The sequence below is a fragment of the Streptomyces sp. NPDC047117 genome (assembly GCF_040643545.1).
Lineage (GTDB): Bacteria > Actinomycetota > Actinomycetes > Streptomycetales > Streptomycetaceae > Streptomyces.
The window spans coordinates 342533-366831 of the sequence record NZ_JBEYUN010000004.1; the positions used below are offsets into that span (position 1 = coordinate 342533).

General features: G+C 72.2%; 20 protein-coding genes. 10 read left to right on the top strand and 10 right to left on the bottom strand.

The features are described from left to right. Window positions 1-237 precede the first annotated feature (237 nt). Complete coding sequence (locus ABZ840_RS10080; protein ID WP_361556192.1) at window positions 238-915, bottom strand: bifunctional DNA primase/polymerase; 678 nt, start codon at window positions 913-915, stop codon at window positions 238-240. Between the two features lie 442 nt (window positions 916-1357). Between ABZ840_RS10080 and ABZ840_RS10085 the strand changes: the two genes are divergently transcribed. The 5 genes from ABZ840_RS10085 to ffh all read left to right on the top strand — a co-directional run bounded on the left by ABZ840_RS10085 (window position 1358) and on the right by ffh (window position 10652). Next, the gene (locus tag ABZ840_RS10085; RefSeq protein ID WP_361556600.1) at window positions 1358-2848 is read left to right on the top strand and encodes a hypothetical protein; all 1491 of its coding nucleotides are present in this window, start codon (window positions 1358-1360) and stop codon (window positions 2846-2848) included. 336 nt (window positions 2849-3184) lie between these two features. Beyond that, the gene (locus ABZ840_RS10090) at window positions 3185-4660 is read left to right on the top strand and encodes an ammonium transporter (RefSeq protein ID WP_361556195.1); all 1476 of its coding nucleotides are present in this window, start codon (window positions 3185-3187) and stop codon (window positions 4658-4660) included. Beyond that, the gene (locus ABZ840_RS10095; RefSeq protein ID WP_361556198.1) at window positions 4657-4995 is read left to right on the top strand and encodes a P-II family nitrogen regulator; all 339 of its coding nucleotides are present in this window, start codon (window positions 4657-4659) and stop codon (window positions 4993-4995) included. Before ABZ840_RS10090 ends, ABZ840_RS10095 begins: the two co-directional genes overlap by 4 nt. A gap of 664 nt (window positions 4996-5659) precedes the next feature. Next, window positions 5660-8716: a [protein-PII] uridylyltransferase gene (locus ABZ840_RS10100; protein ID WP_361556201.1), complete on the top strand. Its 3057-nt coding sequence runs from the start codon at window positions 5660-5662 to the stop codon at window positions 8714-8716. A gap of 376 nt (window positions 8717-9092) precedes the next feature. Beyond that, complete coding sequence (gene ffh, locus ABZ840_RS10105; RefSeq protein WP_361556204.1) at window positions 9093-10652, top strand: signal recognition particle protein; 1560 nt, start codon at window positions 9093-9095, stop codon at window positions 10650-10652. Between the two features lie 255 nt (window positions 10653-10907). On the opposite strand, the gene ABZ840_RS10110 is transcribed toward ffh, so the two are convergent. The 9 genes from ABZ840_RS10110 to ABZ840_RS10150 form a co-directional block, all read right to left on the bottom strand. After that, entirely contained in the window at window positions 10908-12242 is a 1335-nt protein-coding gene (locus ABZ840_RS10110; RefSeq protein WP_361556207.1) for a phosphopentomutase, read from the bottom strand. A 97-nt stretch (window positions 12243-12339) separates the two neighbouring features. Then, on the bottom strand, window positions 12340-13746 hold the full coding sequence (locus ABZ840_RS10115) for an alanine racemase (protein WP_361556210.1): 1407 nt from the start codon (window positions 13744-13746) through the stop codon (window positions 12340-12342). Window positions 13747-13748: 2 nt separating this feature from the next. Then, window positions 13749-14888 (bottom strand): aminotransferase class V-fold PLP-dependent enzyme, encoded by a 1140-nt coding sequence (locus ABZ840_RS10120; protein ID WP_361556213.1) that lies wholly within the window; start codon window positions 14886-14888, stop codon window positions 13749-13751. A gap of 1 nt (window position 14889) precedes the next feature. Further along, window positions 14890-15831 (bottom strand): phosphotriesterase, encoded by a 942-nt coding sequence (locus ABZ840_RS10125; RefSeq protein WP_361556216.1) that lies wholly within the window; start codon window positions 15829-15831, stop codon window positions 14890-14892. A 229-nt stretch (window positions 15832-16060) separates the two neighbouring features. Beyond that, window positions 16061-17431 (bottom strand): YhfT family protein, encoded by a 1371-nt coding sequence (locus tag ABZ840_RS10130; protein WP_361556219.1) that lies wholly within the window; start codon window positions 17429-17431, stop codon window positions 16061-16063. A gap of 27 nt (window positions 17432-17458) precedes the next feature. Beyond that, window positions 17459-17818, bottom strand: coding sequence for a DUF2620 domain-containing protein (locus ABZ840_RS10135; RefSeq protein ID WP_361556222.1), 360 nt, complete (start codon window positions 17816-17818; stop codon window positions 17459-17461). Beyond that, window positions 17815-18201 (bottom strand): PRD domain-containing protein, encoded by a 387-nt coding sequence (locus ABZ840_RS10140; protein ID WP_361556225.1) that lies wholly within the window; start codon window positions 18199-18201, stop codon window positions 17815-17817. Before ABZ840_RS10140 ends, ABZ840_RS10135 begins: the two co-directional genes overlap by 4 nt. Window positions 18202-18421: 220 nt before the next feature. Next, window positions 18422-19360: a GntR family transcriptional regulator YhfZ gene (yhfZ, locus tag ABZ840_RS10145; RefSeq protein ID WP_361556228.1), complete on the bottom strand. Its 939-nt coding sequence runs from the start codon at window positions 19358-19360 to the stop codon at window positions 18422-18424. A gap of 145 nt (window positions 19361-19505) precedes the next feature. Then, window positions 19506-20411, bottom strand: coding sequence for a class I SAM-dependent methyltransferase (locus tag ABZ840_RS10150; protein WP_361556231.1), 906 nt, complete (start codon window positions 20409-20411; stop codon window positions 19506-19508). A gap of 601 nt (window positions 20412-21012) precedes the next feature. Between ABZ840_RS10150 and ABZ840_RS10155 the strand changes: the two genes are divergently transcribed. The 5 genes from ABZ840_RS10155 (at window position 21013) to trmD (ending at window position 24161) form a co-directional block, all read left to right on the top strand. Beyond that, window positions 21013-21600, top strand: coding sequence for a hypothetical protein (locus ABZ840_RS10155; RefSeq protein WP_361556234.1), 588 nt, complete (start codon window positions 21013-21015; stop codon window positions 21598-21600). A 266-nt stretch (window positions 21601-21866) separates the two neighbouring features. Then, complete coding sequence (gene rpsP, locus ABZ840_RS10160) at window positions 21867-22310, top strand: 30S ribosomal protein S16 (RefSeq protein ID WP_030267147.1); 444 nt, start codon at window positions 21867-21869, stop codon at window positions 22308-22310. Window positions 22311-22312: 2 nt separating this feature from the next. Continuing rightward, a complete protein-coding gene (locus ABZ840_RS10165) occupies window positions 22313-22552 on the top strand; it encodes an RNA-binding protein (protein ID WP_030267150.1) in 240 nt (79 codons plus the stop codon). A gap of 168 nt (window positions 22553-22720) precedes the next feature. After that, on the top strand, window positions 22721-23344 hold the full coding sequence (gene rimM, locus ABZ840_RS10170; RefSeq protein ID WP_361556239.1) for a ribosome maturation factor RimM: 624 nt from the start codon (window positions 22721-22723) through the stop codon (window positions 23342-23344). A 1-nt stretch (window position 23345) separates the two neighbouring features. Continuing rightward, window positions 23346-24161, top strand: a complete 816-nt coding sequence (gene trmD, locus ABZ840_RS10175) for a tRNA (guanosine(37)-N1)-methyltransferase TrmD (RefSeq protein ID WP_361556242.1) — start codon at window positions 23346-23348, stop codon at window positions 24159-24161. Window positions 24162-24299 lie beyond the last annotated feature (138 nt).

Here is a 24299-nt window from a genome sequence, read left to right on the forward strand (position 1 = left end):
ACACCGAGCCCCGCCGCACACGAAGTGCGGCGGGGCTCGGTGCGTGCGCCCGGCGGCGCAACGCGGGGATGACGCGCCCGGCGACCGGACGCGGGGCGATGGTTTTCGGGCGGGTGTACGAGGAGGCGGCGCGCTTGGACGGCCGGAACACGGCGGTGGGGGAGTACGGGCAGCCCCCGCGGCGGCCGGCCACCTCCGCGAAAGCGGCGCCGGCTCAGGCGTGGAAGGCCCGCCGGCTCAGGCGCACAGGCGATGACAGACGTACGCCAGGGTGCCCAGCAGCAGCTTCGCTTCCGGGGGATGGCCCGCGCTGTCCAGCGTCGGCGGCCGCAGCCAGCGCATCGGCCCCTGGCCCGCGAGGTCGCACGGCGGCGCGACGACGTGATCGCCGGGGCCCAGGCAGCGCAGGTCGAGCGAGGCGTCGTCCCAGCCCATGCGGTACAGCAGGGTCGGCAGTCCGGCGGCGGCGCCCGGGGCCACGAAGAACAGCGCCCGCCCGGTCGGGGTGGCGGCCACCGGGCCCAGGGGCAGGCCCATCCGTTCGAGCCGGACCAGGGCCGTGCGGCCCGCCGCGACCGGTACGTCCAGGACGTCGAAGGTGCGGCCGACCGGCAGCAGCACCGCGGCGCCCGGCGTCTCCGCCCAGACCGCCGCCGCCTTCTCCAGCGTGGTGCCGGCGGGCAGGGCGTCCGCGAAGGCGAGGGGGTGGGCACCGGGCGTCGCGCAGTCCGCCGTCCCGCACGAGCAGGCCGTGCGGCCGTCGCCGCCCCGCGCCGCGCGGGCGCCGGGGACCACGTCCCAGCCCCAGAGTCCGGTGTACTCCGCCACTGCGGTGACCTCGGCCGAGCGGACGCGCCTCTTGGTGCCATGGCGGATGTCGCGGAACTCCCGGATGCCGCCGATCGTGAAGCCCATGCCCCCTCCAACGGGTCCTGCATGCCAGTGGTTACGTGCCGGAGTTTTGCCGTAACGCTCCGTCGACAGTCGTCACCGTCGATGGTGTGACGTAGTGCTTCGGGTTGTGCGACGTGGCACGCGCGCCCTTGAGTGCTTCTCTCCGCCCAACCCTTTGCGACCTGTGTCAAGTCAATCGCGATGAGCCGCGGAGGAGTTCATTCAAAGGGGTGGCGAATGGTGGCGTTTCCCGGCTCGGCCTCGCGGGAGTCGTGATCGTAGGATTACTTTCGGTGCACGAACCGGGAGGGGTATCCGCCAAGCGGGTATGCCAAAGGCAAGGGAGTGACCGTCCGGCGGCTTTCCGTAGGCCGGAATCCGTGGTCGGCTGGGGTCACTCCAGGACAGGCGTCGCGAAGGAGCGGCATCCTGTCGGAGGTTCGTGACAGAGCGACAGATCCGGATGGGGGCGTTCGAGTTGGGCGGCAACGGCGGCACGTGCGCTGACAAGCGCCCGAACGAGCAACTGGGCTCGTGGTTCGTGCGCAGCGGCTGGTCCAAGGGCGAACTCGCCCGCCAGGTCAACCGCCGTGCCCGGCAGTTGGGCGCGCACCACATCAGTACGGACACCTCTCGGGTCCGCCGCTGGCTGGACGGCGAGCAGCCCCGCGAGCCGATCCCCCGGATCCTCTCCGAGCTGTTCTCCGAGCGCTTCGGGTGCGTCGTGGGCATCGAGGACCTGGGCCTGCGCAGCGCGCATCAGTCCCCGTCCGTCTCCGGCGTCGACCTCCCCTGGGCCGGGCCCCAGACGGTCTCGCTCATCAGCGAGTTCTCGCGCAGCGACCTCATGCTGGCGCGTCGCGGCTTCCTCGGGACCTCGCTGGCACTGGCCGCCGGGCCCGCCCTCATCGAGCCCATGCAGCGCTGGCTGGTGCCCACGCCCGCCGGCGGCGCGGGCGAGGCCGGATCCGACGGCGGCGGACGCCGCCGCGGCGGCCGGCTCTCGCAGCCCGAGCTGGAGCTGCTGGAGTCCACGACGATGATGTTCCGGCAGTGGGACGCCCAGTGCGGCGGCGGGCTCCGCCGCAAGGCCGTCGTCGGGCAGCTGCACGAAGTCACCGACCTGCTCCAGGAGTCGCACCCCGAAGCGGTCTCCAAACGGCTGTTCAAGGTCGCCGCCGAACTGGCCGAGCTGGCGGGCTGGATGAGCTACGACATCGGTCTGCAGCCCACGGCCCAGAAGTACTTCGTCCTCGCCCTGCACGCGTCCAAGGAGGCCGGCGACAAGCCCCTGGGCTCGTACATCCTCTCCAGCATGAGCCGTCAGATGATCCACCTCGGGCGCCCCGAGGACGCCCTGGAGCTGATCCACCTCGCGCAGTACGGCAGCCGGGAAATGGCCACCCCACGCACGCAGGCCATGCTGTATGCGATGGAGGCCCGCGCGTACGCCGGCATCGGCCACCCCAGCAAGGTCAAGCGGGCCGTCCGGATGGCCGAGGACACCTACGCCGACGTCGAGCCCGGCGCGCAGCTCGAACCGGACTGGATCCGCTTCTTCTCCGAGGCCGAGCTGAACGCCGAGAACGCCCACTCCTACCGCGACCTCGCCTACGTCGCCGGCCGCAGCCCGACGTACGCCTCGCTGGCGCACCCGGTGATGGAGCGCGCCGTCGAGCTGTTCGGCAAGGACCAGGAGCACCAGCGCTCGTACGCCCTCAACCTCATCGGCATGGCCACGGTCCACCTGCTGCAGCGCGAGCCCGAGCAGTGCGCGGACATGGCCCAGAAGGCCATACCGTTCGCGAAGCAGGTCCGTTCGGAGCGGGTCAACACCCGGCTGCGCAAGACCGTCGACACCGCGGCCCGGGACTTCGCCGACGTCGCCGAGGTCATCCAGCTGACCGAGGAACTGCAGCACCACCTGCCGGAGACCGCCGCGGAGGCCGTCTAGAGAGGCCCGGCCCCACACGGAGGCCGCCCAAGCGGCCCGGCCCACGCGGCACCTCCCGCGCGCGGCCGGCACCGCCGAAGACCCCGGCCGCGACCACGCCCCGTACAGTCCGACTCGGCTCCCCCATCGCCAGGTCTGAGGGCAGTGGTCGCGGCCGGTCCGCGGTTTCCGTGGCCTCCGCAGGCGTTCATCCGGGCGTAACACCGCCGTCGCCTTCGTCACGGCGGCGAAACACCGGGGCGCTCCACCGGAAACGGCGCTGCGCCAATCTCGTGGCGAGAGTCGGCCCATCAGTACCACCCCCGCACGGGCCGCATCGACGACGAGGAGACGCCGATGCCCCCAGGCATCCTGACGAACGCCGTGAGCCTCTCGGCAGAAACACCCGAGCTGAGCCCGGCCGACACCGGATTCATGCTGATCGCCACCGCCATGGTGATGGTGATGACCCCCGCGCTCGCGTTCTTCTACGGCGGCATGGTCCGTGTGAAGAGCGTTCTGAACATGTTGATGATGAGCTTCATCAGCCTCGGTCTGGTGACCGTCCTGTGGGTGCTGTACGGCTTCAGCCTCGCCTTCGGCACCGACCACGGCTCCGTCATCGGCTTCAGCGGCGATTACGTAGGACTCAGCGGCATCGGGCTCACCGAGCTGTGGGACGGCTACACCATCCCGGTCTACGTCTTCGCGGCCTTCCAGCTGATGTTCGCCATCCTCACCCCCGCCCTGATCAGCGGTGCGCTCGCGGACCGGGTGAAGTTCACCGCCTGGGCGCTGTTCGTCGTCCTGTGGGCGACGATCGTGTACTTCCCGGTCGCCCACTGGGTCTGGGGCGCCGGCGGCTGGCTCTTCGAACTCGGCGTGATCGACTTCGCCGGCGGTACGGCCGTCCACATCAACGCCGGTGCCGCGGCGCTGGGCGTGATCTTCGTCGTGGGCAAGCGGATCGGCTTCAAGAAGGACCCCATGCGACCGCACAGCCTGCCGCTCGTCATGCTCGGCGCGGGCCTGCTGTGGTTCGGCTGGTTCGGCTTCAACGCCGGTTCCTGGCTCGGCAACGGTGACGGCGTGGGCGCGGTGGCCTTCCTGAACACGCAGGTCGCCACCGGTGCGGCGATGCTCGGCTGGCTCGCGTACGAGAAGCTGCGGCACGGCTCGTTCACCACCCTGGGCGCCGCGTCCGGCGCGGTCGCCGGCCTGGTCGCGATCACCCCGGCCTGCGGCTCGGTCAGTCCCCTCGGCGCCATTGCGATCGGTGTGATCGCCGGTGTCCTGTGCGCGATGGCCGTCGGCCTCAAGTACAAGTTCGGCTACGACGACTCCCTCGACGTCGTCGGCGTCCACCTGGTCGGCGGTGTCGTCGGCTCGCTGCTCATCGGCTTCTTCGCCACCGGCGGCGTACAGAGCAAGGCCCAGGGCCTGTTCTACGGCGGCGGCCTGGCCCAGCTCGGCAAGCAGTCCGTCGGTGTGGTGAGCGTGCTGCTCTACTCCCTCGTCGTCTCGTTCGTCCTTGCCAAGGTCATCGACCTGGTGATGGGCTTCCGGGTCAGCGAGGACGAGGAACTGGCGGGCGTCGACCAGGCCGCCCACGCGGAGACGGCGTACGACTACGGCGGCACGGGTGGTGGCTCGGCCCTGGCCCGTACGGCGGCAGCGGCTCCGGCTTCGGCTTCCGGTGACGCCTCGGCTTCCGGGGCGGACGGAGACACGGCCGGCGGCACGGACGGTGGCTCGGCCTCGGCCTCGCAGACAGGATCATCGGCTCAGGCCCAGGGCGGAACTCCGGGCAAGGCGAAGAAGGTGGACGCGTGAAGCTCATCACGGCAGTAATCAAGCCGCACCGGCTGGACGAGGTGAAGGAGGCCCTGCAGTCGTTCGGCGTGCACGGCCTGACCGTCACCGAGGCCAGCGGCTACGGCCGGCAGCGCGGCCACACGGAGGTGTACCGCGGCGCCGAGTACACCGTGGACCTCGTCCCCAAGATCCGCATCGAGGTCCTGGTCGAGGACGCCGACGCCGAACAACTGGTCGAGGTAGTCGTCAAGGCCGCCCGCACCGGCAAGATCGGCGACGGCAAGGTCTGGAGCGTCCCGGTGGAAGAAGCAGTCCGCGTACGGACGGGGGAACGGGGGCCGGATGCGCTTTGAGGTCTGAGTCTGAGAGGAGTGGGGGCGTCGGTTGGGCCCCGGTTGGAGGCCGGTCGGTGGGGTGGCCCCTGGTCGCCGCGCATCCGGTCCGTGGGGCCCGGGTGGTGGGGCGGGGCCTGTGGCTTCGGCGGCGGGCGCCGTCCCGGCTCCTCGATTTGCAGCCTGGGGGCTGGGGCCGGGGGACGCGGGCTTGTGGCCGGGCTGGGGGTGGGGCTGGGTGGTCCGGTGCCCGGTGCCCGGTGCCCGATGTCCTGGTGACCCAGTGACGTGGTTGGCCAGTGGCCGGGGTGGCCGGGGTGGCCGGGTGACCGGCGGCGTAGGTGGCTGGTGACGGGTGGCCTGGCTGGTCGGTCGGGTGCCTGCCGGTGTTCCGGTACCCGGGCGCCGGACGGAGGCCGGTTGGTCGGCGACCGGACGTGTTCGGGCGGTTCATTGGCCGGTGGCCGGTGGCCGGTGGCCGTGGGGCGGCGGTGGCTGCGGTGGGCGGCCGTCGGCGAGCCGGGCGGCGGGTACGGCGTACGGGCGACCGGCGGGCAGCGTCCGGCCCGTACGGGTGAGGGGCGGGCGGCGCGCGGCCGTCCCGGCGGGAAGCGGGCAGCTTGTCCGGGCGAGGGGCGGACACGACCACCGGGGGCAGGACCGAGACGACCGAGGAGCGCCTGAGGTGACGGACAGCGTGGAGGAAGCGGCGACGCCCGGCGGGCCGGGTACGGCCCCGGGCGCATCGGGGACGGCTCCGGGCGCATCGGGGACGGCTGCTGGAGGGTCGGCCGCCGGTGCGGCACGGACGGTGGCCGGGGGGCCGGCGTTCCGTGGAGATGCGGCCGACACCCGTGCCGGCGCGTCCGAGCCCCACGGCGATGGAGCCGAGCCCCGCCGCAACGAGGCCGAGCCTCACGACCACGGAGACAAGCCTCGCGGCAACGAGGACGAGGCCGATGGCGACGGGGCCAAGTCCGGTTGCAACGGAGCCGGGCAGGTTGGCGACGGGGCCAAGCCCGGCGACGCCACGGCTGACTCCCGTGAGGCCGACGACGAGGGCGGCTACGCCGCCGACCGGCTGCGGTTGCTCCAGGACGCCACGGTGACCGGTGCGGACCGCCGGACCGCCCTCGCGCGGCTGACCGACCGCTGGCTGGCCGGCCTCTTCGAGAGCGCCGCCGCGCGGAGCGGCGTCGGCGGCGCCTCGCTCGTCGCCGTCGGCGGCTACGGACGCGGCGAACTCTCCCCCCGCAGCGACCTCGACCTGCTCCTCCTCCACGACGGCAAGGCATCGGCCCAGGAGGTCGCGGCCCTCGCCGACCGCCTCTGGTACCCGCTCTGGGACCTCGGCCTGGACCTGGACCACTCCGTCCGTACCCCCGCCGAGGCCCGCCGCACCGCCCGCGACGACCTCAAGGCACAGCTCGGCCTGCTCGACGCCCGCCACCTCGCGGGCAGCGCCGACCTCACCGCCGCCCTGCGCACCGCGAGCTTCGCCGACTGGCGCGAGTCGGCCCCCAAACGCCTCCCCGAACTCCACGCCCTCTGCCTGGACCGGGCCGACCGTCAGGGCGAACTGCAGTACCTCCTCGAACCCGATCTCAAGGAGGCCAGAGGCGGCCTCCGCGACGTCACGGCCCTGCGCGCGGTCGCCGCGTCCTGGCTCGCCGACGCGCCCCGGGCCGGCCTGGAAGAGGCCCGCGGCTGCCTGCTGGACGTACGCGATGCCCTGCACCTGGTGACCGGACGGGCCACCGACCGGCTCGCGCTCCAGGAGCAGGACCAGGTCGCGGCGGCCCTCGGCCTCCTCGACGCCGACACCCTGCTGCGCCAGGTCTACGAGTCGGCCCGCACGATCTCGTACGCCGGTGACGTGACCTGGCGCGAGGTCGGCCGGGTCCTTCGCTCCCGCTCCGTACGGCCGTCACTGCGCGGCCTGATCAGCGGCCGGAATGGCCGGGGCGGGCGGACAGCGGGCCGGGGCGAGCGCTCGCCGCTGGCCGAGGGCGTCGTCGAGCACGAGGGCGAGGTCGTGCTGGCCCGCACCGCCCGCCCCGAACGCGACGCCGTCCTGCCGCTGAGAGCCGCGGCCGCCGCCGCCCAGGCCGGCCTGCCGCTCTCCCCGCACGCCGTGCGCCGGCTGGCCACGGCGGCCCGGCCGCTGCCCGTGCCGTGGCCCGCCGAGGCCCGTGAGGAGCTGCTGACCCTGCTGGGCGCGGGCGCGCGCACGGTGCCCGTCTGGGAGGCGCTGGAGGCCGAGGGGATCATCACCCGGCTGCTGCCGGACTGGGAGCGGGTGCGCTGCCGGCCGCAGCGCAACGCCGTGCACCGCTGGACCGTAGACCGGCACCTCGTCGAGACGGCCGTACGCGCCTCCGCCCTGACCCGGCGCGTCCACCGCCCCGACCTGCTCCTGATGGCCGCGCTGCTGCACGACATCGGCAAGGGCTGGCCCGGCGACCACTCGGTCTCCGGTGAGACCATCGCCCGCGACGTGACCGCCCGCCTCGGCTTCGACGCCAAGGACACGGATGTCGTCGCCACTCTGGTCCGCCACCACCTCCTCCTCATCGAGACCGCCACCCGCCGCGACCTGGACGACCCGGCCACGATCGCCTCGGTCGCCCGGGTGGTCGGCACGGCCGGCACGCTGGAACTGCTGCACGCGCTCACCGAGGCCGACGCCCTGGCCACCGGGCCCGCCGCCTGGAGCCGCTGGCGCGAGGGGCTGGTCGCCGACCTGGTACGGCGGGTCGGCGGACTGCTCGCGGGGGAGCCGGACGCGACCACGACCACCCCGTGGGAGCCCACCGCGGAACAGGAACGCCTCGCCGTCGAGGCCTGGCGCACCGGCGAACCCGTACTGGCCCTGCACACCCGGACCGAACCGCCCGTCCCTGCCCCACAGCCCACGACCACTCCGGGGCCGCCGGGTTCCCCGGACTCTCCGGGTTCCTCGGGATCCTCGGTCTCTCCAGCCTCTTCGGAAGACCCGGGCCTCGGGGAGGGCCGGGAGACCGCCGGAGATCCGGAGCCGGTCGGCGTCGAGCTCCTGCTCGCCGTACCGGACAGACCCGGCATCCTCCCCGCCACGGCAGGCGTACTCGCCGTGCACCGCCTCACCGTCCGCGCCGCCGACCTGCGCGTCATGCCACTGCCGGAGAGCTTGTACGGCACGGAGGACAGCGCGAAGACCAGCACGGGGAACAGCGCGACGGGCGGCACGAGGGACAGCGCGAAGGACTCCACGAAGGGCAGCGCGGGCGGCAGCGTGGCGGACAGCGGTGCCCCGCCTGCCGTCACCCGCCGTCCGATGCTGCTCCTCAGCTGGCGGGTGGCGGCCGAGTACGGCTCGCTGCCGCAGGCGGTCCGGCTCCGCGCCGACCTCGTACGGGCCCTGGACGGCACGCTCGACATCCCCGCGCGCCTGGCCGAGCGCGAACGGGCCTACGCGCGGCGCTCGCGGGGCCTTCAGGCGCCGCCGCCCCGGGTGACGGTGGCGCCCGGCGGCTCCCGCTCCGCCACCGTGATCGAGGTACGCGCCCAGGACGCCCAGGGCCTGCTGTACCGGATCGGCCGCGCCCTGGAGGACGCCGGCGTCACCGTACGCAGCGCCCACGTCAGCACCCTGGGCGCCAATGCAGTGGACGCCTTCTACGTCACCGACGCCGACGGCTCCCCCCTTCCGCCCGCCACCGCGACGGAAGTGGCCCAGGCCGTGGAGCGCGCCTTGAAGTGACCGGAGCGCCCCTCCCGCTCCAGCGGCCGGACAGGACGGGGACGGGGGCCCCAGGGAAGCGTCGGACCCCACGGACCCGTCGGACCCCACGGACCGGTCGGACTCCACGGACCCGTCGGACTCCACGGACCCGTCGGACTCCACGGATCCGTCGGACTCCACGGACGCGTCGGACGAGACGGAAGCGCCAGGCCCCACGGACGCGGCGGGCACGACCGTCGCGTCGGGCGCCGCAAGCGTGCCGTGGCGCACCCCGCGCACCTGGGGATACCGTCCCCGTCCGCCTCTTCGGGTAGGCCGGGACGTTCTGTACCGTGGGGCGGATACTCTAGAAGCCGATTGACTCCACCCCCGACCCCGAGGATCGACGACCGCCGTGTTCGATACGCTTTCCGACCGCCTGGCGAGTACTTTCAAAAATCTCCGGGGCAAGGGGCGCCTCTCCGAGGCGGACATCGACGCCACCGCGCGTGAGATCCGTATCGCCCTGCTCGAAGCGGATGTCGCGCTCCCCGTCGTCCGCGCCTTCATCAAGCAGGTGAAGGAGCGTGCGCTGGGCGCCGAGGTCTCCCAGGCGCTGAACCCCGCCCAGCAGGTCATCAAGATCGTCAACGAGGAGCTCATCGGCATCCTCGGCGGCGAGACCCGGCGCCTGCGCTTCGCCAAGCAGCCGCCGACGGTCATCATGCTCGCCGGTCTGCAGGGTGCCGGTAAGACCACGCTGGCCGGCAAGCTCGGCCGCTGGCTCAAGGCGCAGGGCCACGCCCCGCTGCTGGTCGCCTGTGACCTCCAGCGTCCGAACGCCGTGAACCAGCTCACCGTCGTCGCCGAGCGCGCCGGTGTCGCGATCTTCGCCCCGGAGCCGGGCAACGGCGTCGGCGACCCGGTCAAGGTCGCCCAGGACTCGATCGAGTTCGCCCGCGCCAAGCAGCACGACGTCGTGCTCGTCGACACCGCCGGCCGCCTGGGCATCGACCAGGAGCTGATGCAGCAGGCCGCGGACATCCGGGACGCGGTCAAGCCCGACGAGGTCCTCTTCGTCGTCGACGCCATGATCGGCCAGGACGCCGTCAACACCGCCGAGGCGTTCCGCGACGGCGTCGGCTTCGACGGCGTCGTGCTCTCCAAGCTCGACGGCGACGCCCGCGGTGGTGCCGCGCTCTCCATCGCGCACGTCACCGGCAAGCAGATCATGTTCGCTTCCAACGGCGAGAAGCTGGACGACTTCGACGCGTTCCACCCGGACCGCATGGCGTCCCGCATCCTCGGGATGGGCGACATGCTGTCGCTCATCGAGAAGGCCGAGCAGACCTTCAGCCAGGCCGAGGCCGAGAAGATGGCGGCCAAGCTGCAGAAGGGCCCGAAGGAGTTCACGCTCGACGACTTCCTGGCCCAGATGGAGCAGGTCCGCAAGATGGGCTCCATCTCCAAGCTGCTCGGCATGCTGCCCGGCATGGCGCAGATGAAGGACCAGATCAACAACCTGGACGAGCGGGACGTCGACCGCACCGCCGCGATCATCAAGTCGATGACGCCCGCGGAGCGCCAGGAGCCGACGATCATCAACGGCTCGCGCCGCGCTCGTATCGCCCGCGGTTCGGGCGTCGACGTCAGCGCCGTGAAGAGCCTGGTGGAGCGCTTCTTCGACGCCCGCAAGATGATGTCGAAGATGGCCCAGGGCGGCGGCATGCCGGGGATGCCGGGCATGCCCGGGATGCCTGGCATGGGCGGCGGCGCCAAGAAGAAGAAGCAGCAGAAGAAGGCCAAGGGCAAGCAGCGCAGCGGCAACCCCATGAAGCGCAAGGCCGATGAGGAGGCCGCCGCGGCGCGCCGCGAGGCCGCCCAGAACGGCAACCCGCTCGGCCTCCCGCAGGGCGGCCAGGACGACCCGAAGAACTTTGAACTCCCTGAGGAGTTCAAGAAGTTCATGGGCTGAGGCGGCTCGGCGGGCTGCGGCAGTTGAGTCCGCTGATGCAGCTGACGCGGCTCATGCGGTTGACGCGGCTGGTGCACGCCCACAGGCAGTAGCTTCCCGCCCCCACGGCCCCGCCCGGAACCCTCCGGCCGGGGCCGTCGGCGTACCCGGAGCGACGCGCGTACCTGGAGCCGTGCACATGCCCGAAGCGGTGTACGTACCCGGGCCGGTGTACGCATCCGGGGCGGGCGCTTCGCGCCGACGGCGGCGCCCCGGTCAGTGCGCGGCGTGCGAGGAGGGGAAGGCGGCTGCGCCACGTATAGGCCGCTCCACGTGGAGCGGCGCGCCGCTGGCGAGCCCGGCCGGGCTCAGCCCCAGGGCGACGGCCGCGGTGGCGCCCACGTCCGCCAGCGACGCGGCGTCCGGGAGGCGCTCGGCGGCTTCGGCGCCGGGACGGTGGATCAGAACCGGTACGTACTCCCGCGTGTGGAAGGCGTGCCCGATCGTGGGGTCGTTGCCGTGGTCGCCGGTGACGATCAGCCGGTCCCCGGGCGCGGTGAGCAGCGGCAGGAGCTCTGCGATGCCCTCGTCCACCTGCCGCAGCACCGCCGCGTAACGGTCCGGATCCTGCTCATGACCGGCCAGGTCGGTCTCCTGCACGTTGCTGACCACCAACGCCGACCCCTCCTGCCCGGCTCCGCCGTCCTGCCCGGCTCCGCCCTCTTGCCCGGGTCCGCAGTCCTGCCCGACCGCGGCCCGGACCGCGTCCACCGTGTGCCGCAGCACTTCCCCGGTGTCCACCGCCGGCCGCCGCACCGCCGCCTCGCAGGCGAGGAGGTCGGCCGCCTTGCCGACGAGAGTGACGGGGACGCCCGCGCGGGCCGCGGCGTCCGGCAGCTGGCGGGTGTGGTCCAGCGGCGCGCCGAGGTGCTGCACCTCCAGCCCGCCGTTGCGGTAGAAGCCGCTGGCGGGGGTGTCCAGTCCGACCGTGCCGGCCTCCCCGTGCCGTACGAACCCGGTCAGCGGCCCGTCGGCGTGCCCGCCCACCGCGATCACCCGCGCCACGGGGGCGACCGTCCTGACCACGCGCGCCACGTCCAGCACCTGTGCGAACGGCGCCTCCGTCAGCCGCGCCGAGGCGTTCCAGTTGATGCCCGGGTCGGCCTCCAGGTTGTCGTGCACCAGCACCCGCCCGTCGACCACCACCAGCGGCTTGCCGTCGAGCAGTTCCGTACGGTGCCCGGCGGCCCGCAGGGCAGCGGTGACCTCCTGCAGATGCTCGGCGAGCCGCGCCACCGTCACCCGGCTGAAGTCGGCGCCCATCATCGTCTGATGCCCGGCGTACGTGTCCGCGCCCGGGTAACCCAGCGCCGCCCGGCCGGCCGCGACCGGCAGCGACGGGCGCGGCGCGAGGTCCGGATGCGGATGGACGGCGCCCAGCCCGAGGGCGCCGAACGAGGGCAGCTCCAGCGGGCGGCCGGTCGCCGCACGGTGGTGGTCGAGGAGGTGGCCGAGGGTGTCGGCTTCGGCGTCGCCGGGGCGCAGCGCTCCGGCATCCGGCATCGCGCCGATGCCGAAGCCGTCGACGACGAGGATGACGATCTTGCTCATGGCGGTTCCTGGCGTCCGAGAGGGGTGATCTTGTACGGGCGGGGAGGGGAGTGGGTGCGGTGGGGGCTCGGTGCCGATGATCGGTGCCGGTGATCGGTCAGTAGGGCCTCCCGAGGGGGTCGTAGAGGCCGCTGAGCTTCGGCCTGCCCGCGGACAGTCCGGAGACGACCGCGACAGTGCTGCGGGTGACGAAGATCTGCGTACGGAACGCCAGCACGGCCGTGTCGCCCACCCGCGCGTCCCCCGGCGCGAGCAGCCGGTAGTAGTCGATGTTCGCCGCGGGCGCGTCCTCGACCCGCAACCGCGCCCCGGTACGCGGGATCAGCGCCTCCCGCGCGCCGCCCCGGGCGTAGAAGCCGCCCCCGTACAGCGCGGGCCGGCCGTCGGCGAGGGTGTGGGCCACCTCGCTGACGTACACGTACGCGGGCCGCTCCGGCTGCTCGTAATCCACCGCGTGCAGCGGGGTGGTGCCGGTCAGGGCATGACCGGGCTCGCCGTGTGTCGCGCCCAGCCGGGCCAGCAGCGGCAGGGTGGCCATCGACGTGGCGCTGGGCGCGCTGAGCTTGAGGTCCGTGTGACCGCGGGCGGCGAGCCGCTCGGCGGCCCTGCGGGCCAGGGCGAAGTTGGGCGTCGGCTGCGGCACCCCGGTCTCCGGATCGCACAGCACGCACGGGAACGCCGTCACACCGGCCACCCGGATCCCCGGCAACCGTTCGGCCTCGTCGAGGAACGCATCCAGCCCCACGCCCGCACCCAGCCCGATGCCGGCCTCGAGTCCTGCATCCGCGTCGAGCCCTACGCCCGCGCCGGGGTGTGCGCCCCCGTCGAGCCGTAGGTCCCCATCGGGCCGCATACCGTCGGCGCGCGGTCCGTCACCTCCGCCACCGTCCAGCCGTACGCCGTCGGCGAGGGGCCTGCCACCGTCCGGCCCCGTACCGTCGGCCAGTCGGCCGCCGCCACCGCCGAGCGGCCCACCGCCTTCGACCCGTACGCCGCCGTCCAGCCGTACCCCACCCTCCTGCCCCGGATAGACCGATCCGGGTGCGCCCTCCAGCCGGATCAGTACGTCCTGGACGAACCCGAGCCGGGTGGCCGCGTCCGAGACGGCGCGAGCATTCGCGAGGTCGTAGACCGTGACGGTCTCCGGGCGCCAGGCCAGCATCTCGGGCAGGGCGCGCGCCGGGATCTGCACGAGATGGCCCAGGTTGCCGGCCTCGGCGCCCGCCGCGTGCAGGATGCGGGCCTCGGGCGGATCGATGGCCGCGAACCGGGGGATGTGCCGGGCGATGGCCTCGATCAGCTCCGGGTTGCGGCCGATCTGCTTGACCACGAACCACAGCGACAGGCCGAGCCGGTCCGCCTCCCGCGCCAGCAGCGCGGCGTTGGACTCGACGGAGTCGAGATCCATGACGTACGTGTCCGGCGGGATGGCCCCGGAGTCGTGCAACTCGGTCGCGAAAGCGACCAGTTCGGGGTTGCGGTGCAGGACGGCGTCGAGGAACACGGTCAGTCCCCTGTCTCGCGAAGGTCGTGTGTCTCACGAAGGTCGTGGAGCGATCGGCGGAGGATGTCCAGGACGAGGTCCGCGCCGGCGCGCATGGGATTGATCCGCACGGTCCACTCCGCGAGCCCCGGCGCGGCCTCCAGCGACGAGCTCGACATGCGGTAGAACAACGGGGCGATCTCGTAACGGGAGTTGGACCCGACGGGGTAGGGCGCCGCCCCGTACCGCGCCGCCACGGCGGGCAGCTCGCGCGCCACCGGCCGGTCCAGCCGCACCAGCAGACAGCGGTCCTGTGCGTTGGCGATACGGACCTCGGCGACGCCCGGGACCTCGCCGGCCGTCAGCCGCTCGGCCACCTCCGCGCCCACCGCGGACTGCAGCGACCACATCACCGGCACGTGGGTCAGGGCACGCAGCGCGTCGAGCGCCTGGTGCCCCTGCACCTGTCCGCCCCCGGAGTAGTTGTCCGCGTGCACGCGCGCCACCAGGTCGGCGGCGCCCACCACCACCCCGACGCCCTCCGGGCCGTGCAGCTTGAAGAGCGAGAAGCAGGAGGCGTCGGCGCCCAGCTCGACCCCGCTCCGCGGAACCCGCAGCACCGCGTAGTTGTCGTCGACGACCGTACGGACCCCCGCCGCACGGCAGGCCGCCAGCACCTCGCCGGGGTCGTAGGAGTCGGCCAGCCGCTGCCGGGTGTGCTGCACGTAGGCCCAGGTGAACCGACCGCTCGCCAGCGCCTCCGTCAGCGCCGCACGGTCGTTGAAGTCCACCTCGGTCACCGCCACGCCCAGGCCCCGCAGCGTGACGGCGGTGGTGCGGTAGACCGGCGCACTGTGGAGGAGCAGCGGGTCGCCCGCGCCGAGCACCGAGGACAGCGCGGCGCGGATCGCTCCGGTGCCGGCGCCCTGTACGAGGGCGGCGGCCTCGGCGCCGAAGAAGTCGGCGAGCACCGCCTCCACTCCGGCGGTCGTACGCGGCCTGCCGAGCCCGGGAACCACTCCGGCGTCCGCCTCGAAGAGCCGCTCCCCTTCGAAGTGCCGCGCGACGCACTCCATCAGCCGGTACTGGCGGGCGGCGGCGTCCTCCAGCGGCACGGTCGGCAGCGGGAAGGTCTCCGGCAACCGGTGTTCTTCTCCGGACATCTCAGGCCACCTCCTCGGTGCGCGCGCCGGCCAGGAAGCGGAGCGGGTTGCGGCGAGTCATCAGGTCGATCGTGTCGTCGTCCACGCCGGCCGCCCGGAGCCGCGGCAGGAAGGACCGGAACAGATGGCCGTAGCCCTGGCCGCCCTCGTCCCGCAGGTAGCCATGGCGGGAGACGTCGCAGCTGAGCAGCGCCCGGTCCGCGTGCCCGGCCTCCAGCAGCGCGAGCAGCAGCCGCAGCCGGGTCGCGTCGCTCTGGTAGCTCTCCTTGCCGACCGTGTCGAACGCGACGTACGCGCCCTGCTCCGCCAGCTCCCGGTGCACGCCCGGGGCGTCCAGCAGATCCTGGTGGCCGATGCAGACGCGGTGCGGCGGCAGGCCCTCGGCGGTGAGCAGCGCCAGCTGGGCGGGGCCGCCCCGGCCGAGCTGCGCGTGCGTGACCACGGACAGGCCGGTGGCCACGGCCGCCCGCGCGGCCGCCGTGAGCGTACGGACCTCCGGCTCGCTCGGCCGGTCCCCGTGGCTCCCGACCTCCCCTATGACGCCGGGCAGCACCCGCTCCGGTCCGATGCCTTCGGTGATCTCGCGTACCAGCGTGCCGGTCAGCTCCTCGACGCCGGCGTCGCCGACCTCCGAGGGGTGGAACGGCTCGTAGTACCAGCCGGTGGCCGCGACGACCGGCACGCCGGAACCCTTGGCGATCCGGGCCAGTGCCGCCACGTCGCGGCCCATGCCCCGGCAGGTCAGCTCGACGACCAGCGCGAGGCCGTACTCCTCGCGCAGCCCGGTGAGTTCGCGCGTGACCGCGTCGGCGTGGGCGTCGTCGAGCACCGCTGCCCGGTCGGCGTCCCGGCGGAGGTCGAGGGCCAGGTGCTCGTGTGCGAGCGCGGGGCCCCGTACGGCGCAGGGGGAGAGGGGACCGGTGACGGTCCGGATGTCGTGCATGGTGCTGCCTTGCTTCCTTCCTGCCGGAGTGCCGGCTGCGGGGACCGACCCTTGGTCTAAGGACCGACCGTTGGCTTGGTGACCGACCTTTGGCCTGGGGGTCGGCCGTTGGCCCGAGGACCACCCGCCGGCCCGGGGGCCGGTCGTTGGCCTCTGGGGCCTCGGCCGTGCGACCGGTCCGCCCCGTTTCCCGTATGCCGCCGACTCCGCGAGCCGCGTACCGACCGCGTCAGCCGCCCTTGACGGGGGTGAACAGGTCCAGCCAGTACAGGACGTTGAGGGCGATGCCACCGACGATCACGGCGGCGGGTGCCGCTGCCATGCGGACCACGACCCGGCCCATCGCCTCGTTCAGCAGGTAGAGCCCGCCGACGATGAGGATGCCGAGGCCGCCGCCCATGGCGTTGGCCGCCATCAGCGAGCCGAAGAGGATGGCCAGCTGAAGGGAGTCGCTGATCGCGCCGCGAAGGTGCTCCGAGGAGTCCCGGACCGACGGCAGTCTGCCCAGCACCCGGCCGATCCAGGACAGCGCCAGCACCTCGACGGCGAAGACGACGGCGCCGCATATCAGCGCCAGCCAGGGGTTCGGCAGGAGATAGCCGATCGGGTAGACCAGGGTGAAGCCGGCGATGCCGTACGCGCCCGAAGCCAGCGCCGTGGTGGCGATCAGCGGAACGAAGCCGAAGACCCGGTAGAAGTCCACCTGCGCCGCGCCGCTGTAGTCGCCCTTGGCGATCAGGAAGCTGGTCGCCTCGCCGCCGCCGAAGATGTGCATCTGGGCCAGCAGGCAGACCCCGGCACCCAGCAGCATGAACAGTGGCAGGTGCTTACGGAGCCGGGTCGCGCTCGCGCTGAACAGCGAGGCCATCGGATCGTCGTCGCTCGGCTCCGGCTCCGCCGCGCCGTCGCCGTTCGCGATCCGCTCGGCCCGCTCCGCCTTGCGCTCCCGCAGGTCCTTCGAGACGGCGAACGCGATCAGCATCAGCACGCCCACCGCCATGGCGATGGCACCGGCGAAGACGTTCGGCCACAGCTTCATCGTGGCGACGACCAGGACCAGTTCGACGACGCCCGCGATGGCGCCGCGCACCCTGCCGAACTGCTTGGTGATGGCCAGCACCGGAAAGAGCGTGAAGAGGAAGAGGATCGGCGTCGACATCTGCTGCATCGCCGTGAGGAAGTCGACCGGGAGGTCGTGCGCGAGGCTGTTGGCGCCGTTCAGACCGAAGACGATGACCGCGCCCCAGGCCGCGCCGAGGATCGGGGCCAGCCACTTCTTCGGCGAGAGGATGCCGAGGATGTCGGTGGGCAGGAAGACCAGCCACGGGTTCAGCACCCCGGTGGACAGCGCCATCGGCGCGCCCAGCCCGAAGATGAAGCCCGCGGAGAGCCCGAACGACACGGCAGTGGTGGCGCTGCGGGTCGTGCGCCCCTGGATGAAGTCCAGCATGAAGGGGCGTACGCCGTCATTGAAGACGGCCAGGGCCAGATGCGAGATGAAGGCCGTCAGCGCGCAGAGGGCGATGACGGTCAGCTGCTGGGGCAGTGACAGACTGAGGTCTGTGCTGCCGGCGGCTGCGGCGGCGAGGTTCCCACTCACGGCTCACTCCTCAATGCCGGGTGCGGTTCAGGCGCCGTGGGCCGCGATGGCGCGGGCGATGACGGGAGCGACGACGTCGATCTGGTCCATGCCGAAGCCGAAGACCTTCTTCCCGTCGCCGATGAGCGCCGCCACCTCGTCCTCGGTGGGCACGGAGCGGCCGAAGGTGTGGCAGGCGGCGCTGCCCATCAGACCCAGCAGGACACCGAGCGAGGCTCCGGCGCCGGTGTGGCAGGTGCCGAGGTAGAAGTCGGCCTGTCCGGCGCGCAGCTTCATCGCCGCGTCCATGTCGCTGGAGACCACGACGTCCACGCCGTCCAGTGCCAGCTGCTTCACGGTCTTGGCGACATCGGCCTTGCCGACACCACCGGTGAGGATCTTCGTCATGACGCGTCCCTTCTGACGGTGTTCTTGCGGAGTACGGCGAGATGCATCGCCAGGAAATTGATCTCGGAGTCGGGCAGCGAGGCGCCCAGCTCCTGCTCGGCGCGGAAGGAGACGGCCCGGGCGCGCTCGACGGCGTCGGGGTGACCGGCGAGCTCCGCCGCCACCTCCTCGTCGGTGAGGAACTGCTCGATGGGTTCGCCGTTCAGCAGCCGGGTGAGGGCCATCACGAGATGGCTGGTCAGCATCCCGGCGGTCTCCTCGGTGACGGTGTGTCCCTCGGCGGCCAGGGCGGTCAGCTCCTCCTCGACGAAGCGCGTCACCTGCTGAGGCGCCTGTCCGCTCTCCCGGAAGAGCTGGATCCGGAGGGCGAGTCTGTCTTCCATGGGCCGTCCTTTCCTCGCGATGCCTGAGGTGTCCGCGTTATCGACAGTAACCAGGATTCTGGATATTGACGAGAGTCGTGGGCCCTCTTTTTCGAATGAGTGAGTGAAGCTCGCTCTGGTTGACGCTTTGTTCGGTGGGTGCCGGGCGTGACAGTGGCGGAGCCATGCCCGATGCGGGGTGGCGGCAGCCCGTTTTCTCCGTGGTGCCGCCGCTCCGAGGTCAGTACGAGGGCATGCGCTCGCCGCGCAGTACCTCCCTCTGCAGATCGGTGACGAGGGAGAGATCCACCCCGTCCCGCACCGCGCTCAGGGCTCCCGCACTCTGCGCACGCCCTATGAGTGCGGCGCTGGAGTTGCGGAGCGCCAGATCGCGGGTGATCTCATCGCCCAGCGGCTGTACGTCGACGTCCGGCCCGAGGTGGTCCTGGGCCTCGTCGAGATTCCATACCGTGGCGTCCACCTCGCCGCGTGCGAACAGATCCCGCAGCTGCATGTAGGAGGACTCCACCCATTGGATGTCGTCGCGCCCGGCGAACGCGCGCGCGGCCAGCATCCGGAGATCCTCGGACGCGGAGTCGACCGCCACGCGCAGTCCCGGCGCCTCCGGATCGACGCCGTGCCGCAGCAGCAGGCCGTGCGCGCCGACGTATGTGGCCGGGCCGAGATCGGCGACCAGCTCCAGCGGGAGTTCGTCGAGGAACCGGTCGGCGGCGAACCGGGAGAGCACCACCAGGTCGACCTTGCTCGCCAGCAGGGCCTCGACGCGGGTGGCCGCACCGCGCATGAACGTGATGGCGAACGGGGCGCCGGCGCCTTCGAATGCGGTGCGCAGGCCGGTGGCCAGACCCTCGTACCGTCGTGAATAGGGGAGCGGCATGGCGGCGAGCAGCGTGCCCAGTCCGGACAGGCGCCACAGTATGTTCCGGTCGGCCCGCACGAGGAAGGTGCCGAGGTGGCCGCGGGCGACGGTCTCGATCGCGCCGGCCTCCTCCAGCATCTGGAGGGCGGCCTGGACCGTGCCGTTGCCGACGCCGAGCTCCTCGGCGAAGTCGCGGACGCGCGGAAGACGGGTGTCCTCGTCATGATTGAGCAGCAGGACCGCGAGCTGCCGGGCAGCCAGTCCGTTGCGAGTGAGGAACCGCTCGTCGACACTGTTCACGCAAATGACAGTAACCAGGATTCTGGATTTTGCCAAGGTGTTTTCCCGCGCGAGTGTGTGCGGGAAAGAGCGTGTGCGGGAAAGGGCGCGCATGCGCGGGGGCGGGACCCGGCTGCGCGCCACCGGTGTCGCGGACCGACCGCGCTCAGCGCGTACGGGCGATCAGATAGCGGAAGACGTTCGGCATCCAGACCGTGCCGTCCGCGCGCTGGTACGGATGCAGCGCCTCGGACAGCTCCTTCTCCACCTGCGCAGGATCGGCGACCTCCAGAGCGGCGTCGAACATGCCCGTCGACAACAGCCCGCGCATCGCACTCGGCATGTCGGCATACCCGAACGGGCAGGCCACCCGGCCCGAGCCGTCAGGTCGCAGCCCCGCACGCTCGGCCAGCTCCTCCAGATCGTCCCGGCCGCTCGGCCGCCAGCTGCCCGCTCCGGGTGAGCCGGGTGAGGCCGTCCGGTCGAGGGAGACGGACGGGTCCGAGAGGCGTTGCGCCACTCGGAGTACGCCGGCCGTCGCGCACCGCTCGAACGGACCCCAGCCGCCGAGCACCACCGGACTGCCGCGTTCGGCGAGGGCCGTCGCCGTCTGCAGGGAGGACACCAGCCCTTCGGCGCTGCCGGCGCAGCCCGCCGGATGGAACGCCGTCACCATGTTGAAGCGGCCCCGCTCCGGGGCGTCCATGCGCTCCGGGCCGCCGCGGGCCAGGCGGGCGGCGGACCCTGCGGAGGCCGCGCTCGCCTCCGGCTGGGGCGTCAGCCGCTCGCGGGCCAGCCGCAGCCGCGGCTCGTCCTCGTCCACCCCGCTCACCTGCGCGCCACGGGTGGCCGCCATGAGCAGAGCGAGCCCCGAACCGCAGCCCAGCGCGAGCAGTCGGGTGTGCGGGCCGACGTCCAGGCGCTGGTAAACGGCCTCATACAGCGGCACCAGCATCCGTTCCTGGATTTCGGCCCAGTCGCGGGCGCGCGCCCCCGAACCGGAGCCGTCCGGTACCGGGTGACCAGAAGGGCCGGAACGCTGGAGGCCGTGCTGTACGAGCGTGGGTGTCATGGAAAGCGCCCCTATCCGCCGAGAGCCCGAGCTTGGGAAATGGTCTTCCGCCCCCGATTTGTTGCGCTGTGCCCCCCGATCCAGACAACCCCCCATCGATCCCAGAGTCCAGGGGTTGCGCCCGGTTGTCTACCGCGCGCCCCCGTTTGCGCCCTCCGAGCGCCACCCGGCCGGCGGCGGAGACGGAGGTGACTGTGGTCCTGCGCCGTTCGGGCGCTTCGCTACGGCCGTCACCCGGGTGGCGTACGCCCTCTCGTACCCCCGGCCGTAGGGCGTCCGGGGCGCCGTGGACGGGGCGGTTCCGTACGGCCGCGACGCCACGGGTAGCATCTTGGTGATCATCGGTCGCCCTTGAGGCGAGGCCGCTCCCTCGGGACTCGTGGGGTGCCGGGCACGAAGAAGCCCCGGTGCCGTCCATCCTCCGGAGTGCGTCGGACGTACGCCCCGATACGTGCCGACCGGGTACCCGGTGCGCGTCTCCTCCGGAGAACTGCGCACCCGCCCTCCGTGCGGCGCATGAGCGGAAACTGACCGGTACGTGCAAATTATTTGGGATGCCCCGGAATCGGAACACTGAGCGGCACCGGCTCGTTGTCACGACGTGAGCACGACACCTGTTCTCGCCGCCGAGCTGGCGCTCGCTTGGGCCGACATTCAACGGCACCATCCCGAGCTGCCGGATTTGGCCGCGCCCGAATCCCTGATCGGAGAGTCCTCGTCCGCCTGTGGCGCCGACCTCTCCTTCGAACGGCTGCTCCATGAGGCCGTGCACGGCATCGCCGCGTCCCGCGGCGTCCGCGACACCTCACGCGCCGGTCGCTACCACAACCGCCGATTCCTGGCGATCGCCGAGGAGCTGGGCCTGGACCACGCGGACGAGCCGCATCCCAGCAGTGGCTTCTCCCTGGTCACGCTCAACCCCGACGCCAGAAGGCGGTACCGCCCCACCATCGAGCGGCTCGGCAGAGCCCTCAAGGCGCACACCGTCGCCACCGCCGCCGACAGCAGCCGGAGCTTCCGCGGTCCGGCGGCGCGGCACGGCTCCTCCGGTGGCGGCGTACGGGTCAAGGCCGTCTGCGACTGCGGACGCAACGTCCGGGTCGTCCCCTCCGTGCTCGCCCAGGCCCCCATCATGTGCGGCGGCTGCGGTAAGCCGTTCCGTATCCCCGAGGTGGCCGCGGTCGGCTGACCGAGGTGCCCAGGCCGGCCGCCCGCGACACCCGCGGCCGGCCGAGGCTCCGAGAGGCGGGGTGCGGTCCCGCCCGGCCGGAGCGGTGGTGAGGCGCCCGAGGTCGGTCGCCCCACGCTCGTATGGCACAATGGCTAGCTGTACTCGACAGTCGCACAGGACCCCTCTCTCCTCCGGCTGACGCGTCCATCGGGCACTCGGGTACCGCAACCCCACGTGGCATCTCGTTGTGCCCAACCACGTCAACACCAGGAGACACCACTCCCGTGGCAGTCAAGATCAAGCTGAAGCGTCTGGGCAAGATCCGTTCGCCTCACTACCGCATCGTCGTTGCCGACTCCCGCACCCGCCGTGACGGCCGGGCCATCGAGGAGATCGGCCTGTACCACCCGGTGCAGAACCCCTCGCGCATCGAGGTCGACTCCGAGCGCGTCCAGTACTGGCTGGGTGTCGGCGCGCAGCCGACCGAGCCCGTGGCGGCCATCCTCAAGGTCACCGGCGACTGGCAGAAGTTCAAGGGTCTGCCCGCCCCGGCCCCGATGAAGGTCGCCGAGCCCAAGGCCGACAAGCGCGCCCTCTTCGAGGCCGCTGCCAAGGACGCCGGTGACGAGCCCAAGGGTGAGGCCATCACCCCCAAGGCCAAGAAGGCTGACAAGAAGGCGGACGAGGCCGAGGCCGAGACGGCCAAGTCCGAGTCGACCGAGGCCTGAGCATGCTCGAGGAGGCTCTTGAGCACCTCGTAAAAGGCATCGTTGACAACCCCGACGACGTGCAGGTCGCCTCGCGCAATCTGCGTCGTGGGCGCGTCCTGGAGGTCCGGGTGCACCCGGACGACCTCGGCAAGGTGATCGGCCGCAACGGCCGCACCGCGCGCGCTCTGCGTACGGTCGTGGGTGCCCTCGGCGGCCGCGGCATCCGCGTCGACCTCGTCGACGTGGACCAGGTCCGCTGAGCATCGGAACACCGGCACGGGCCGGGGTGGGCTTCGGCCCGTCCCGGCCCGTGCTGTTTTGCGGCGGCGTTTTGCCCGCCGCAACCATTCATTGAGGAATCACGATGGCGAGAGCCACCTCCGCGAGAGCGGCGGTGGATGAGCCGCAAGGAAAGGCAAGGCGCAATCGTGCAGCTGGTTGTCGCGCGGATCGGGCGTGCCCACGGGATCAAGGGCGAGGTCACGGTGGAGGTGCGCACGGACGAGCCCGAGCTGCGGCTCGCGCCGGGTGCGGTGCTGGCCACCGACCCCGCGTCCACCGGCCCGCTGACCATTGAGACCGGTCGTGTGCACAGTGGGCGGCTCCTGCTGCGCTTCGAGGGTGTGAAGGACCGCACCGCTGCAGAAGCGCTGCGCAACACCCTTCTGATCGCCGAGGTGGACCCCGAGGTGCTGCCGGAGGACCCCGAGGAGTTCTACGACCACCAGCTCGTCGACCTCGACGTGGTCACCGCGGACGGCACCGAGGTCGGTCGCATCACCGAGGTCTCGCACCTGCCGTACCACGACCTGCTGGTCGTCGAGCGCCCCGACGGCAGCGAGGTCATGATCCCGTTCGTCACGGAGATCGTGCCCGAGATCGACCTGGAGGAGCAGCGCGCGGTGATCACCCCGCCGCCGGGGCTGCTCGACGAGGACCGGGCCGAGGTCGCCTCCAGCCGGGACGCGGCGGACGAAGCGGGCTCGGCCGGCGCGTCCGAGCAGGACCGCGCCCCCGAAGGCGAGCGGCCCTCGCGCGGTGAGGACGCCTGACATGCGCCTCGACGTCGTCACGATCTTTCCCGAGTACCTCGAACCGCTGAACGTCTCCCTGGTCGGCAAGGCGCGGGCCCGCGGCCAGCTGGACGTACGCATCCACGACCTGCGCGAGTTCACGCACGACAAGCACAACACCGTGGACGACACCCCGTACGGCGGTGGCCCCGGCATGGTCATGAAGCCCGAGCCGTGGGGCGAGGCGCTGGACTCGGTCATCGCGTCGGGCGAGGGCGAGGACAAGCCGGTGCTCGTCGTTCCGACACCCAGCGGCCGGCCCTTCACTCAGCAGCTCGCCGTCGAGCTCTCCGAGAAGCCCTGGCTGGTGTTCACCCCCGCCCGCTACGAAGGTATCGACCGCCGCGTCATCGAGGAGTACGGCGACAGCCTGGACGTCCGTGAGGTCTCCATCGGCGACTACGTGCTGGCCGGTGGCGAGGCCCCCGTACTGGTCATGGTCGAGGCCATCGCCCGGCTCCTCCCGGGAGTGCTCGGCAATGCGGCCTCTCATCAGGACGACTCCTTCGCCCCCGGGGCGATGGCCGACCTCCTTGAGGGGCCCGTCTACACCAAGCCCCCGGAGTGGCGCGGCCGCGGCATCCCCGAGGTGCTGGTCAGCGGCCACCACGGGAAGATCGCCCGCTGGCGGCGGGACGAGGCCTTCCGCCGTACGGACCGGAACCGCCCGGACCTGATCGAACGCGCCGACCCCGCCGCCTTCGACAAGAAGGACCGCGAAATCCTCTCCATCCTGGGGTGGGGCCCCGGGCCGGACGGCCGATTTGGGCGGACGACCGAGCCCGTGGAAGAATAGGCCGCTGCTGTGCGTCCGGCGTGCGCCCCTGCCACAGGGGGAACGACGCCCGCCCGGCGGACCGGCACCCGAACGCTGTCGTTCGGTCTCCGAAACATCATCACGAATCCCGCTGATGACCTGTGGCATCAGCGAAGA